This window comes from Mycobacterium paraffinicum, from assembly GCF_001907675.1.
GTDB lineage: Bacteria > Actinomycetota > Actinomycetes > Mycobacteriales > Mycobacteriaceae > Mycobacterium > Mycobacterium paraffinicum_A.
Genome location: NZ_MPNT01000012.1, coordinates 123,648 through 137,202 on the forward strand (window position 1 = coordinate 123,648; position 13,555 = coordinate 137,202).

The 13,555-nt window shown below is 66.6% G+C and carries 11 protein-coding genes and 1 pseudogene; 9 read left to right on the forward strand and 3 right to left on the reverse strand.

The genetic code is table 11. The features are described from left to right. Positions 1 to 28 precede the first annotated feature (28 nt). Entirely contained in the window at positions 29 to 1,258 is a 1,230-nt protein-coding gene (locus BRW65_RS15080) for an amidohydrolase family protein (RefSeq protein WP_073875846.1), read from the forward strand. A gap of 133 nt (positions 1,259 to 1,391) precedes the next feature. Next, positions 1,392 to 2,333 (forward strand): class I SAM-dependent methyltransferase, encoded by a 942-nt coding sequence (locus BRW65_RS15085; RefSeq protein ID WP_073875848.1) that lies wholly within the window; start codon positions 1,392 to 1,394, stop codon positions 2,331 to 2,333. A 66-nt stretch (positions 2,334 to 2,399) separates the two neighbouring features. Here the strand turns inward: BRW65_RS15085 and BRW65_RS15090 are convergent, their stop codons facing one another. Together BRW65_RS15090 and BRW65_RS15095 are read right to left on the reverse strand one after the other, a co-directional pair. Beyond that, positions 2,400 to 2,702, reverse strand: a complete 303-nt coding sequence (locus BRW65_RS15090) for a hypothetical protein (protein ID WP_073875850.1) — start codon at positions 2,700 to 2,702, stop codon at positions 2,400 to 2,402. Between the two features lie 33 nt (positions 2,703 to 2,735). Beyond that, positions 2,736 to 4,235 carry a class I adenylate-forming enzyme family protein gene (locus BRW65_RS15095; RefSeq protein ID WP_073875852.1) on the reverse strand — a complete coding sequence of 500 codons (1,500 nt, stop codon included), beginning with the start codon at positions 4,233 to 4,235 and terminating at the stop codon, positions 2,736 to 2,738. A gap of 173 nt (positions 4,236 to 4,408) precedes the next feature. On the opposite strand from BRW65_RS15095, the gene BRW65_RS15100 reads away from it, so the two are divergent. The 7 genes and pseudogenes from BRW65_RS15100 (at position 4,409) to BRW65_RS15125 (ending at position 12,767) form a co-directional block, all read left to right on the forward strand. After that, on the forward strand, positions 4,409 to 5,563 hold the full coding sequence (locus BRW65_RS15100) for a thiolase family protein (protein ID WP_073875854.1): 1,155 nt from the start codon (positions 4,409 to 4,411) through the stop codon (positions 5,561 to 5,563). A 26-nt stretch (positions 5,564 to 5,589) separates the two neighbouring features. Then, complete coding sequence (locus BRW65_RS15105) at positions 5,590 to 6,810, forward strand: cytochrome P450 (RefSeq protein ID WP_073875856.1); 1,221 nt, start codon at positions 5,590 to 5,592, stop codon at positions 6,808 to 6,810. Positions 6,811 to 6,836: 26 nt separating this feature from the next. Beyond that, the gene (locus tag BRW65_RS15110) at positions 6,837 to 8,327 is read left to right on the forward strand and encodes a class I adenylate-forming enzyme family protein (protein WP_073875858.1); all 1,491 of its coding nucleotides are present in this window, start codon (positions 6,837 to 6,839) and stop codon (positions 8,325 to 8,327) included. After that, positions 8,324 to 9,436, forward strand: a pseudogene (locus BRW65_RS32795) (acyl-CoA dehydrogenase family protein); the annotation flags it as partial. The gene BRW65_RS15110 and the pseudogene BRW65_RS32795, both read left to right, overlap by 4 nt. Positions 9,437 to 9,466: 30 nt before the next feature. After that, positions 9,467 to 10,642 carry an acyl-CoA dehydrogenase family protein gene (locus BRW65_RS32800; protein WP_347876623.1) on the forward strand — a complete coding sequence of 392 codons (1,176 nt, stop codon included), beginning with the start codon at positions 9,467 to 9,469 and terminating at the stop codon, positions 10,640 to 10,642. Beyond that, positions 10,639 to 11,841 carry an acetyl-CoA hydrolase/transferase C-terminal domain-containing protein gene (locus BRW65_RS15120; protein ID WP_073875862.1) on the forward strand — a complete coding sequence of 401 codons (1,203 nt, stop codon included), beginning with the start codon at positions 10,639 to 10,641 and terminating at the stop codon, positions 11,839 to 11,841. The genes BRW65_RS32800 and BRW65_RS15120 overlap by 4 nt, the downstream gene beginning before the upstream one ends. A gap of 14 nt (positions 11,842 to 11,855) precedes the next feature. Beyond that, on the forward strand, positions 11,856 to 12,767 hold the full coding sequence (locus BRW65_RS15125) for an SDR family NAD(P)-dependent oxidoreductase (RefSeq protein WP_073875864.1): 912 nt from the start codon (positions 11,856 to 11,858) through the stop codon (positions 12,765 to 12,767). 8 nt (positions 12,768 to 12,775) lie between these two features. Here BRW65_RS15125 and BRW65_RS15130 read toward each other — a convergent pair whose 3' ends face one another. After that, positions 12,776 to 13,552: an SDR family NAD(P)-dependent oxidoreductase gene (locus tag BRW65_RS15130; RefSeq protein WP_073875866.1), complete on the reverse strand. Its 777-nt coding sequence runs from the start codon at positions 13,550 to 13,552 to the stop codon at positions 12,776 to 12,778. Between the last annotated feature and the right edge of the window lie 3 nt (positions 13,553 to 13,555).

Here is a 13,555-nt window from a genome sequence, read left to right on the forward strand (position 1 = left end):
CCATAGTCGAGTAGCGAGAGGCACCACGATGACGCAGTTCACCGACGCACCGATCTTCGATGCCGATCAGCACATGTATGAGACCCCCGATGCGCTGACGAAATATCTGCCGAAGGAGTTCCAGTCCAAGGTGCAGTTCGTCCAGATCGGCAGGCACACCCGCATCGCGATCCTGAACAAGATCACCGACTACATGCCGAACCCGACGTTCGAACGGGTCGCAGCCCCCGGCGCGCACGAGAAGTTCTACTCGGGCCAAAACCCCGAGGGCCTGTCGATGCGAGAGATGTCCGGTCGTGGCATCGACACCCCGCCGGGCGCGCGCAACCCCGAGGACCGGATCGCCGAGCTCGACCGCCAGGGCGTCGACGCGTGCCTGAACTACCCGACGCTGGCCAACCTCGTCGAGCACTCATCGGCTGAGGATCCCGACCTGACCGTGGCGATCATCCATGCGCTGAACCAATGGATGCTGGAGCATTGGGGGTTCAACCACGCCAACCGGGTGTACTCGACGCCGGTGCTCAACCTCGGCCTGGTCGACGCAGCGCGACGCGAGCTCGAGTACATCCTGGACAACGGCGCCAAGGTCGCGCTCATCAAGCCGGCGCCAGTCAATGGATATAAGGGCTGGCGGTCCCCCGCGCTGCCCGAGTTCGATCCGTTCTGGCGCGAGGTCGAGGACGCAGGCCTACCGATTGTGTTGCACGCCAGCCAACCTCCGCTGCAGGAGTACATCGACAAGTGGGAGCCGCCGTCGACCAGCAGCGCGTTCGAGATGTCGGCGTTCAAGTGGACCGCGCTGGGCCACCGAGAGATCGCCGACATGTTGACCAGCCTGATCTGCCACGGCACGTTGACCCGATTCCCGAAGTTGCGTATCGCCAGCGTCGAGAACGGCAGCGCATGGATCAAGCCGCTGTTCGACGACCTGCAGTCGACATACGGCAAGATGCCGCAGAACTTCCCCGAGCATCCGCACGACGTGTTCCGACGCAACATCTGGGTCAGCCCGTTCTGGGAGGGTTCCGTGGCCGACGTCGTACAGACCGTCGGATGGGACAAGGTGATGTTCGGCTCGGATTGGCCGCATCCCGAGGGCTTGGCGGAGCCAAAGCGCTATTGGCAGTACGCCGAGGGTATGGACGAGCGTCGCACCTATGACTTCATGGGTGACAACGCCCGTCGCTTCATGGGGCTGCCGATCGCCAACCCCGACCCAGACGCCGTCAAGCCCCCGCAAATGGCGAACGCCTAAGTCACCGACAGTCCGCAGCAGCCAACAGCGCAGGAGGCCACACGTAGCGCTAACAGCCATTTAGTAAGCACGCCTAACTTTTCGGGTAGGCTCGGAATAGCTCGTTTCGCCGAGAGCCACGAAAGGGACCGTGATGGCCAGAACCGACAATGACACGTGGGACATCAACGAGAGCGTCGGCGCCACCGCCTTAGGGGTTGCCGGCGGGCGGGCCGCGGAGACCAACAGCGCCGATCCGCTGATCAGCGATCCCTACGCAAAACTGTTCCTCGAAGCTGCCGGCGACGGCATCTGGCGGGTTTATCTGGACGATGAGTTACCGGCCGAATTGGTCGGTGCCGATCCACAATTCGAGGACCGGATGCAGGCGATGCTGGGCTATACGGCGTGCCGGACGAAGTTCTTCGACGACTACTTTCTGGGGGCGGCCGGCGAAGGCATCCGGCAGATCGTGATCCTGGCGGCCGGTCTGGACTCACGCGCCTGGCGACTCGCCTGGCCCGCAGGGTGTGTGGTCTACGAGATCGATCAGCCGAAGGTGCTGGAATTCAAGATCGGCACCTTGAAATCGCATGCGGTCGACTCGATCGCTTCTCATGTCAGCGTCGGCGTCGACCTCCGTCTGGATTGGCCGAAGGCACTGGTGCAGGCCGGGTTTGACGCGTCGGCCCCGACGGCGTGGTCGGCGGAAGGGCTGTTGCCTTATCTAACAGCCGATGCCCAGGACCTGTTGTTCGATCGAATTCAGTCGCTCAGCGCTCCCGGGAGCCGTGTCGCGGTCGAAGCGTTCACCAACGAGTTCTTCAGCCCAGAGAGTTTCGCGCGTCGCGAGGAGCAAACGGAACGCTACCGACAGGCCGCAATCAAGCTGGGCGGCAAAGACATCACCGAGTCTGGCAACCTGCTCTATGAAGAAGAGCGAACCGAGGTCGTCGACTGGCTGCAAGCGCATGGCTGGACTGTCACCGCTGCGACTAGCGCAGAGGATCTGATGGCCGCAAGCAACCGAGCCGTCCCGGCGGGCCTCGATGCCGCCGTCCCGGAAAGCGTGTTCGTCGAAGGCCGGCTGCGCTGACCCCACCGACCCGCCCGATATGCTAAACGGCCCGGCCTCGAGACGGCGGCCACTCCCCACTCGCTGTCAGTCACTGGCCGGCAGCGGCTTGGCTTCCTTGAGCGCCAACGGCTTTCCCCCGATGCTGAGTGAACCGGCGCCCGCCTTGGTGACCAGCACCTCGGCGTCGCCGTCGTCGACGTAGCGCTTGCCCATCGTGGTGCCGTCGGCGAAGGCCGCGTCGAGCGTGGCGTCGGCGGGCCGCTCGGCGTCCAGTGGCAGCATCGGCCGGCCCCCGCAACGCAGATCGTCGAGGCTCTCAGCGGCTTTGACGACGATCACCTGGGTATCACACACCTGGCTCTGCAGGCGCGTGCCGTTCTTGATCATGTCGGACTCCTTGTTGTTGTCTGGGAGACGGATTCAGTGCTCGGCTGCCGCCGGTTTGAGGCCTTCGAGGATCTCCCGGCGCAGCACCTTGCCGGTCGGCGTGGTCGGCAGCTCATCCCGGAACACGATGCGGTCCGGCGTGCGGGACCCGCGCAGCTTGGTGCGGGCGAACTCGCGCAACTGCTCGGGTGCCGGCGCGGCACCCGCCTCGGGCACGATCACCGCTACGATTGCCTGCCCCCACTCGGCGTCATCCAGCCCGACGACGACGACCTCGCGGACGTCGGGGTGCTCGATGAGCACGTCCTCGACCTCCGACGGGGCGATATTCTCGCCGCCCCGGATGATGGTGTCGTCGGACCGCCCTCCGATGAACAGGTAGCCATCCTCATCCAGCATCGCGACGTCCCTGGTCGGGAACCAGCCCTGCGCATCGAGCACCGAACCGATCTCGGTGTAACGGCCCGACACCTGGGGGCCGCGAACGAACAGCTCACCCGTCTCGCCCGGCCCTAGCACGGTGCCGTCCTCCGCGCGAATCTGCACCTCGATGCCGGGGACCGGTCGACCGACCGAAGTCAGTCGACGGGCGATGGCGTCGTCTCGCGCCTCGTGGGCCAGGCGATGGTCGTCGGGTGTGAGCACCGCAATGGTCGAACTGGTCTCGGTCAGCCCGTAGGCGTTGACGAAGCCGACCTGCGGTAGCAGGTCGAGCGCCCTTCGGACCAGGGGTCGCGCCACCTTCGATCCGCCGTACGCGAAGTTGCGCAGCGTCGGAAGCTCGGCAGACCGCTCCTCGAGGACCGCCACAATGCGGGACAGCATGGTCGGCACCACCGTTGCGGTGGTCACCCGCTCGTCGCGGACCAGTCGAACCCATTCGTGCGGATCGAACCGGCGCAGGTACACGATTGCCCGTCCGGCATACAGGTTTGACAATGCGGCCCCGACCCCCGCGATGTGATATGGCGGGACGCACACCAGCGCCGCATCGGCGGGATCGGCGGAACCGAATTCGACAGTGCCGGTGACATAACTGGTCAGGTTGTTGTGAGTCAGCTCAACGGCTTTGGGCCGCGACGTGGTACCCGAGGTGAACAACACGACCGCCACGTCGTCGGGGTCGGCGAAGACCGAGACGGGCTCGGTGGATCGCGCGGCCTCGATGAACTCGTCGGACGTCATCATCTGCTGGCCGAAACCGGCCACGATCTCGCGGTACTCGGCGTCAACCACGACCAACGGTGAGGGCAGCCGATCGATGAGTTCGCGCAGCCCCTCTGGACTCAGCCGATAATTCAGTGGCGTGAACGCCGTGTTCGCGCGCGCCGAAGAGAATAACAACAGCGGGAGTAGTACTCCGCCGGTGCCGACGTAAGCGACATGGGATGCCCCGGATGCGACGATAACGCCTGCACCGCCGTCGGCGAGCTCGCTGAGGTCGGCGGTGGTCAACCGAATGTCGCCGTCCACCACGGCAACCCGGTCGGGATCACCCGACGCCGCCATCTCCAGCAGCAAAGAAATACTCAACGCCCTCAGCCCTCATCTGCGAGTTGATGCCCTAACGCCGTCAGTGCGCAGCGATCCGATTGTAGACCCGCACCGACTAATCAGATATATAGTTATAGGCTTAGTGGTATCTGAGTCAACGCGCGCTCCCGTCGACGGCTGGTTCGACAGTGACGCCTGCCGGAAGGAACACGATGAGCAGCACGCCCGACATCGCCATCATCGGCGTTGGACTTCACCCGTTCGGGCGGTACGAGGACCGGTCGGCGCTGGAGATGGGCGCCGTGGCGATCAGCAGGGCACTGCGCGATGCCGGGGTGGCGTGGTCCGACGTGGGCAGCCTGTATGCGGGCAGCCTCGAGGTGGCCAATCCCGAGGCGGTGACGGGGTTGGCCGGGATGACCGGCCTACCGGCGCGGGCCACGTTGAGCGGCTGCGCGACCGGTAACTCGCTGTTGACCCTGGCCGCGCGAGACGTCCAACTCGGCGAAGCCGACATTGCGGTCGGCGTCGGGCTGGACAAGCACCCGCGCGGCGCCTTCGGCGCCGACCCGTCGGTATCGGGGTTGCCGCAGTGGTACGGCGATCAGGGCATGTTCCTGACCACGCATTACTTCGGCACCAAGATCATGCGCTACATGCACGATCACGGCATCACCGAGGAGACCCTGGCCCGCGTTGCCGCCAAGAACTTCGACAACGGAGCGCTGGCGCCGCACGCATGGCGCCGCAAGCCGATGAGCGTCGACGCGATCCTGAGCTCTCCGGTCGTGAACGCACCGCTGCGTCAATACATGTACTGCAACCCGAACGAAGGCGCTGCCGCCGTCGTGGTGTGCCGGGCCGATAAAGCCAAGCAGTACACCGATACCCCGATCTACCTGCGCTCGACCGCGCTGCGCAGCCGCCGCGAAGGCGCCTACGAACTGCTGCGTACCTCGATCGAGCTGCCGATCGTGCCCGGCACCACCGCGGAGGCCGCCCGCGCCGCCTACGAGTTGGCCGGGATAGGCCCTGAGGACGTCGACGTCGCGCAATTGCAGGACACCGACTCGGGTTCCGAGATCATCCACATGGCCGAGACGGGGTTGTGCAAGGACGGCGAACAGGAGGCGCTGCTCGCTGACGGCGCCACCAAGATCGGCGGACGGCTGCCTATCAACACCGACGGCGGCCTACTGGCGAACGGCGAACCGGTCGGCGCGTCCGGCCTTCGCCAGGTCTACGAGCTCGTCCAGCAGTTGCGCGGTATCGCCGGTGACCGTCAGGTGCCGAACGATCCGCAGGTCGGGCTGGCCCAGTTGTATGGGGCCCCCGGAACCGCAGCCGTCGCCATCTTGTCCAAGTAGCCGCCATCCCGAAGGGAGTACTGCCGATGACCGACACCCAGGCGGAATCGCGCCCGCGCGCCGAGGTCGACCTCGACCACCACTCACCCGAGTTTCGCGATGACCCCTACGGCCGGTTCCGTGAGATGCGCGAATCGGGCTGTCCAGTAGCATATTCCGAGCACTACGAAGGCTTCTGGGCGTTGGTCGACTACGCATCGGTCTTCGAAGCGGCCCGCGACGACGACCTGTTCAACTCTTTCCCCTCGGTCGGTGTGCCCGCCAGTGAGCTGCCATTGCCGATCCTGCCGATCGAGTCGGATCCTCCCGAGACGCAGGAGTTGCGCGAGGTCACCCTCAAGCGATTCTCCCCGGGTTCGGCGGAACGGTTTCGTGAGTCCGCCATCGAGATGACCAATGAGGCGATCGATGCCTTCATCGAGCGCGGTGAGTGCGACCTCGTCGGTGAGCTCACGACGCCGCTGCCGGCGCGGTTGATCTTGCGGCTGTTGAACTTCGACGAGTCGCGGTTCATGGACTGGGTCGGCTGGGTGCACACCACCGTGCACGACCGTGCCCATGACCCGGACAAGGCCGGAATCGCGGGGATGGAGATGTTCGGCGAGATCGTCAAGCACATGGAGCAGCGTCGGGCGGAGGGACTCGGTGATGACCTGTTCAGCGACATCCTGCGCGGAACGCTGAACGGCGAACCGCTCGACGATGGCCAGATCACCATGTACACCGTGCTGATGATGCTCGGTGGCATGGACACCACCAGTGGCTTCACCGCCAATGTGCTGTTGCGGCTGTGCAAGGACGCCGAGCTGCGCGCCAAGTTCACCGCCGATCCGAGCCTGGTGAAGAAGTCCACCGATGAGCTGCTGCGCCTGTACACGCCGACGCTCGGCCTGGCGCGCACTGTCTCGCGCGACGCCGACTTTCACGGCCAACACCTGTGCCAGGGCGACCGGGCGATCCTGATGTGGGCTGCGGCCAACCGAGACCCCGCAATGTTCGAGAACCCCGACGAACTCGACCTCGATCGCCCAAATGCCAAGAAGCACATGGCTTTCGGTGTGGGCATGCACCGCTGCCTTGGCTCGCACTATGCCAAGCTGATGTTCGACGTGATGATCACCCAGGTGCTCAAGCGGCTACCCGACTTCCAGTTGGCCGGTGAGGCGAAACTGTTCGAGGACGCGGGCGAGGTGTACGCCGTGCGCGAACTGCCGGTCAGTTTCACGCCCGGGCCGCGGGTGGGCTGACGGCCGGCCGGGACGGGAGGAACGCGGTGACGGCTGGCACCATCGCCGGGCTGCTGGACGAGTGCGCTGCCGGCCGGCCGGATCGCCCGCTGCTGCGCGACGTCGACGGCGAGACACTCACCGTGTCGCAGGTCGCGGGACTGGTTTCGGCTGCCGCGGGATGGCTGACAGATGCCGGTGTACGTCCCGGAATGACGGTCGCCTGGCAGCTACCATCACACGTCAACGCGGCGGTGGTGATGCTGGCGCTGGCCCGCATGCCCGTTACGCAGGCCCCGGTGTTACACCTCTATCGGTGCCGCGAGGTGTGCGCGGCGGTCGACGTCGCGCGCGCTGACATCCTGCTGGTTGATGAGTCGACGGCCGCCAATGCCGCACCAGGGTTGCCGACAATCACGGTGCCTGCCGACCTTGTCCGCCGACTCCAGACGTCGCCGGCCACAAGCGCCGAGTACGAAGCGCTCCACTCCGCAGCGGAGCCGCGCTGGGTGTACTTCACGTCGGGCACCACCGGGCGCCCGAAAGCCGTGCGTCACACCGACGCCACGTTGCTCAGCGCGGCCCGCGGTTATGTCGCTCATCTTGGTGTGGGCAGTCATCCGCGGGAAGTCGGCACCATCGCATTCCCCATCGCCCACATCGGCGGCATGGTCTACCTCGCCACCGCTCTGTTCGGCGACTTTCCGGTGGTGCTCATCCCTAAGGTTTCCGCAGCCGACCTGCCCCGGGTGCTCGCCGAACGCGAGGTGACGGTGACCGGAGCGAGCACCGCCTTCTACCAGATGCTGCTGGCCGCCCAAATGGCCGCGCCGACAACCGAATTGCTGATGCCGTCGCTGCGGATGCTGATCGGCGGGGGTGCCGCGTGTCCGCCCGAGGTGCACAGACAGGTGCGTGAGCACCTACGCGTTCCGGTCGTGCATGCCTACGGAATGACCGAGGCGCCGATGATCTGCGTCAGCGAGGCCACCGACACCGACGAACAACTGGCCAACAGCGCGGGCCGGCCCATCCCTGGATCACAGGTGCGGATCGCAGCGAGCGGCGAGATCGAGCTGCGCGGCGACAACCTGACACCGGGATATCTGCAGTACGACCAGTGGGCCGACGCGCTCACCGCGGACGGGTGGTTCCGCAGCGGCGACCGGGGCCACCTTCGCCCGGACGGCCGCATCGTGGTCACCGGTCGCACCAAGGATTTGATCATTCGCAAGGGCGAGAACGTCGCCCCTGACGAGATCGAGAACGAACTGCTGGCCCACCCCCTAGTCGACGAAATCGCCGTTCTCGGCCAGCCCGACGAACTGCGCGGCGAGCTCGTGTGCGCGGTGGTGCGTCGTTCGCCACGCCATCGCGACGTCACCCTCGACGAGCTCTGCGCATTCCTCGACGAACGCGGGCTGATGAAGCAGAAGTGGCCCGAGCGGCTCGTCCTCGTCGACGAGTTCCCGCTGACGGGGCTCGGCAAGGTCGCCAAGTCCGAGCTGGCCCGGCAGATCGCAGGAGGAACCCGATGACGGCGTTGTCCGCTGACGAACGTCAGGAACTCGCGCAGTCGGTGCGCTCCGCCTGTGAGCGACTGGCATCCGAGGACCGAGTGCGCGCCGTGGCATACGGCGAGGGCGACCGCGGCGGCGGAGCCGGACATTCCGGCTTCGACACGGTGCTGTGGGACGTGCTGTGCAACCAGGTGGGGATAGCCGCCATAGCGCTGCCCGAACACCTGGGCGGCGCAGGTTACGGCGCGTCGGCGCTGGGCGTGGTCGCTCACGAGCTCGGCCGCGCGCTGGCCCCGGTGCCCTTCGTCAGCTCCACGGTGCTGGCCACCGGCCTGCTGCTCGACCTGACCGAGCGCGACCCGGATGCCGACAAGCGACTCACCGGGCTCATCGAAGGTCGCCGCACCGCCGCCGCCGCCCTTACCGGCGACGGCGGGTTGTGGCGACGGTCCGCGGTGACGCTGAGCGCCACCCGCGCCGGGGATGATTGGAACCTCGACGGCACGGTGCGCCACGTGCTGGGCGGCTCCGGTGCCGACGACCTCGTCGTGGTCGCCATCGACGAAGATGGCGAGCCGGCGGTGTTCCTGCTCGACCCGACTATCGACAGCGTCGTCGCGAAGGCCGAACGCGTGCTCGACCGCACCAGGCCGATGGCCACCATCACGCTGAGCTCGGCGCCGGCACTGCGGCTGTCCGGCGAAGGACCCCTTGGCGACGTCGTCGACCGCAACGTCGACATTGCGCTGGCGGTATTGTCGGCGGAACAGGTCGGCGCCTGCGAGCGGGTGCTCGAGATCGCTACCGATTACGCCCGCACGCGTGAGCAGTTCGGACGGCAGATCGGCAGCTTTCAGGCCATCAAGCACAAGTGCGCCGACATGCTGGTCGATCTCGAGTGGGCGCGCTCGGCCTCACAGGCGGCCCTGGAAGCTCTCGACGATCCGGACTCCGCGGCCGCCGGCGAAGCGGGCTGGCGGGCGAGCATGGCCAAGGCCGTCTGCTCAGAGGCGCTGCGCAACGCGACTAAGGCAAACGTCCAGATTCACGGAGGCATCGGCTTTACCTGGGAAGATTCCGCACACCTGTACTTCCGGCGCGCCCGCACGGACGAGGTGATACTGGGCACCCCGGGCCAGCACTGGGACCGTTTATCGATGCTGGACCCGTCGACTCAGCTGTCGGCTTCGCCAGAAGTGACGAAAGAGCTCAACGATGTCGACGCCCTACGCGCCGAGATCCGCTCGTTTCTGCACAGCGCACCGAGGCCGGCCGGTCTGCGGAACTACGGGCCCACGCCCACCGCGGATGATGTTGGGCCCGGACGGATCTGGCACCGCTACCTGGCCGACCACGGCTACGCGTGTCTGCACTGGCCGCGCGAGTTCGGCGGTGCCGCAGCGACGGTGGCCTATCAGGCTGTGTTCGCCGAGGAGTGCGCACGCGCCGGCGTGCCCCGCCAGCTCAACATCACCGGCGCCGACCTGGTCGGTCCGGTGCTGATCAAGTTCGGCAGCCAAGAACAGAAGGGCCGCTACCTGGAGCGGATCCGGTTGGGCGACGACGTCTGGTGTCAGTTGTTCTCCGAGCCAGGTGCCGGTTCAGACCTCGCCGGCGTTCGCACCCGAGCCGAACGCACCACGACCGGTTGGCGGATCGATGGCCAGAAGGTGTGGAGTTCGGCGGCCGCCTCGGCCCGATTCGGGCTGCTGCTCGCCCGCACAGGTCCAGACAAGCACCGTGACTTGTCGATGTTCGTTGTGCCCATGGACATCCCGGGGGTCACGGTCCGTCCGCTGACGCAGATGGACGGTGAGAGCAAGTTCAACGAAGTCTTCTTCGACGGCGCCGAACTCGACGACGACGCCCTGATCGGTGACGTCGGTCAGGGCTGGACCGTGGCGATGGTGACGCTGGGGCGTGAGCGCCTGACATTGGGTTCGCAAGCGGTCTCGATGTTCCGCCTACAGGAACGCATGGTCGACGCTGCCCGTGACCGCGACCTACTCGACCCGGTGCTCTCGAGGTCGATGACCCGATTGTGGGCCCGGATGTGGCTGCTGCGCTACACCTGGCAGCGCGCCATCGACTCCGGCGACCTCACGTCGCCGGCTTTCTCGGTACTCAAGCTTATGACCTCCGAAACCGATCAGGACCTGGGTGATATGACCACTGAGGTGCTGGGCATCGACGCGTGCGTCGACCCGGCCGACGACGGGCTGGTGCATCACATGCTGGTCGGGCGGGCGCAGACCATTCTGGGCGGTACCAGCGAGATTCAGCGCAACATCCTCGGTGAGCGGGTACTCGGACTTCCCAAAGAACCGCGATGACAACGAGTTTGAGCCCTTTGAGCAGGGCCGGCTTCACTGCCGCGCTGCGCGCCGCGCTGCGGCCCGGAATGACGGTTGCCCTCGGCGACGGAGTTGGCGCGCTGGGCTGCCTCGACGACGGCGGGTCGGTTGGCGCGGCGCTGAGCGCCGCGGCCAGGGAGGTCGGTTCGGTGCGGCTGGTACTGGGCTGGCTGCCCGCCCCGATCGACGGCCTGGACGCAGACGCGTTCGCCGAAGTGGTTGCGTTGATGCCCGGTTGGGGCGTGCGCGACGTATTGCGCAGCTCGAAGGTGCGATTCCTGCCGACGCGGCTGGCCGCGATTCCCGCGCTGCTGGCTGACGTGTTGCGGCCTCAGGTGCTGCTCACCCGGCTGGTACGAAGAGATGGCTTGCTGCAGTTCGGCCCCGAGGTGTCCTGGCAACGCGCGGTAATGGATAACGGCGCAAGGACTCTCGCGGTCATCGACACCTCGGCTCCCGCGGCGGATGCCGGGCCTGCACTCGATCCGTCGACTGTCGAGGTGATCGGCACGGTCGCAACCGGACCGCTGCGAGTACCGCAGCGCGACCCCGAGCCGATACACGACGAGCTCGCGGACGCAGTACTGAAGTTGCTCCCCGAAGATGCCCGGATCCAGTACGGGCCAGGCCAGCTCGGCACCGCACTGCTACGCCGGGCACAGGTGCCGTTGCATATCGACACCGGGTTACTCACCGACGCCGTCGTCGACCTCGACAAGCGCGGCCTGCTGGCGGGTACACCCTCCGCGACGTATCTCCTGGGCAGCGACGTGCTCTACGACTGGGCCGATGGACGCCGGATCCTGAGCGGACTCGACTACACCCACGACCTCACCCGGCTGTCGCGCGGGTCACCGCTGGTCGCAGTGAACACCGCCATCGAGATCGACCTATACGGGCAGATCAACGTCGAAGGCTTGGGCGACAAGGTAATCGGTGGCATCGGCGGCCACCCCGACTATTGCGCCGCCGCGAGGATGAGCCGCGGCGGTCTGTCGATCATCGCCGTTCCGACTCAGCTGAACGGACGCTCACCGCTCGTCGAGCAGCTCAGCCGTCCCGCCTCCACGCCCGCCCATGACGTGGACGTAATCGTTACCGAGTCCGGATACGTCGACCTGCGCGCAGCAGACTGGTCGCAACGCCGGCAACTCATCACCGAATTGTTCTCGAAGTGAAGGGGCTAACGAGCATGCCTGAAGGTCCACTGACCGGCAAGGTCGTTTTGGTGACGGGCGGCGGCCGGGGAATCGGCCGAGCCCACTGCCTCGAGTTGGCCAAGCAGGGTGCGGCCGTCGTGGTGAACGATCCAGGTGTCGGCAGGGATGGCTCACGCAGTGACGAGGAAGGTCCCGCGGCGGACGTCGTGGCCGAGATCGAGGCGTCCGGCGGCAAGGCCGTCGCGCACACGGGTTCGGTGTCGGCGTGGGACGACGTCGCCGACATGATCTCCACCGCCATCGACACTTTCGGTTGCCTGACTGGAGTGGTGAACAACGCGGGCATCCTGCGGGATTCCATGGTGGCCGCCTCCAGCGAGGCCGATTGGGACGCCGTCATCGCCGTACATCTCAAAGGTACCTTCGCGGTCACCCGACATGCCTGCGAGTACTGGCGCGCTCAGTTCAAGGCAGGCAACCCGATTGACGCGCACGTCGTCAATACGGTGTCCGGCGCGGGCTTGTGGGGCAATGTCGGGCAGAGCGCTTACGGCGCGGCCAAGGCCGCGATCGCCAACCTGACGCTCGTCACCGCGATGGAGGCACAGCGTTACGGTGTTGCAGTCAATGCGATCTCGCCACTGGCGATGTCGCGAATGACCGCCGATGTCTTCGGCGCCCGGGCTGACGATCCCGCGCTGGATCCCGCCCGCAGCTCCGCTGTGGTGGCCTGGCTGCAATCTGCGCAGTCGTCGTGGCTCACCGGGCAGATCCTGCGTATCAACGGCGACAAGCTGACCCGCATCGAGGGCTTTACCGAGGCTCCTGGCGCCTACCACGCCAAAGACGGTTCCTCCCTAGGCTTTTCGGAGATCGGACAGGCCGTCAGCTGGCTCTACGGCACTTCGCCCCGCGGGCTGGCCGGGCCGCTGCCGACGGCCTGAGTTCGTTACTAGGGCGCGCCACCGTCGGCGTAGATGGTCTGGCCGGTGACGAACGCGCAGATGTCCGACAGCAGGAACGCGATCAGTGCGCCGATCTCATCAGGCTGTCCGGGGCGCCCGAGCGCGGCGTCGAACCCGAAATCCTCCACCAGTGCCCGCTCGAGGGCCTCGTCGTAGGGATAGCCCTTGCTTTCGGCGACGTATCCCCGGATGGCATGCAGCGCATCGGTTTCCACGGCACCGGGGGCTACGCTGTTCGCCCGGATGCCCGATTTGCCATGGGTGCGCGCGATGCCGCGGGTGAAGGTGGCAACGGCCGCCTTGAGGCTGGCGTAGGGCAGCCGGGGCTCGTGCGGCGAGCGCGCCGAGTACGCGGCGGTGGTCACGATCGCGCCTCCGTTGACCGCGAGGTGCGGCAGTGCCGCCTGCACGCTGCGGACGGTGGCCAGCAAGACGTCGTGAAACGCGGTGTCCCAGGCGTCGTCGTCGGCGTCGATCGGCATCATTCCGGCGGTGCCCATTGTGACCGCGATGCCGTCGAGCCTGCCGAGAAGCCGCACTGCCTCGTCGACCGCGGCCACTGCCGCTCCGGGCTGACTCACGTCGAAGACCAGGTCATGCGCCGAGGCCGCACCCGCTGCGGCGACTTCTTCCGCGGCGTTCTTTCCCCGCTGTGGGTCGCGCCCGACCACGACGACCGACGCACCCTCGCGAGCCAGCGCCCGTGCTGCCGCCAGTCCCATACCCGCCGTCCCGCCGACGACGACATAACCCTTGCCGCGCACTCC

Bases quoted from the DNA above. Each gene is read 5' to 3' on its own strand.
- BRW65_RS15080 (WP_073875846.1), top strand. From the start codon at position 29: ATGACGCAGTTCACCGACGCACCGATCTTCGATGCCGATCAGCACATG.
- BRW65_RS15085 (WP_073875848.1), top strand. From the start codon at position 1,392: ATGGCCAGAACCGACAATGACACGTGGGACATCAACGAGAGCGTCGGC.
- BRW65_RS15090 (WP_073875850.1), bottom strand. From the start codon at position 2,702: ATGATCAAGAACGGCACGCGCCTGCAGAGCCAGGTGTGTGATACCCAG.
- BRW65_RS15100 (WP_073875854.1), top strand. From the start codon at position 4,409: ATGAGCAGCACGCCCGACATCGCCATCATCGGCGTTGGACTTCACCCG.
- BRW65_RS15105 (WP_073875856.1), top strand. From the start codon at position 5,590: ATGACCGACACCCAGGCGGAATCGCGCCCGCGCGCCGAGGTCGACCTC.
- BRW65_RS32800 (WP_347876623.1), top strand. From the start codon at position 9,467: ATGCTGGACCCGTCGACTCAGCTGTCGGCTTCGCCAGAAGTGACGAAA.
- BRW65_RS15120 (WP_073875862.1), top strand. From the start codon at position 10,639: ATGACAACGAGTTTGAGCCCTTTGAGCAGGGCCGGCTTCACTGCCGCG.
- BRW65_RS15125 (WP_073875864.1), top strand. From the start codon at position 11,856: ATGCCTGAAGGTCCACTGACCGGCAAGGTCGTTTTGGTGACGGGCGGC.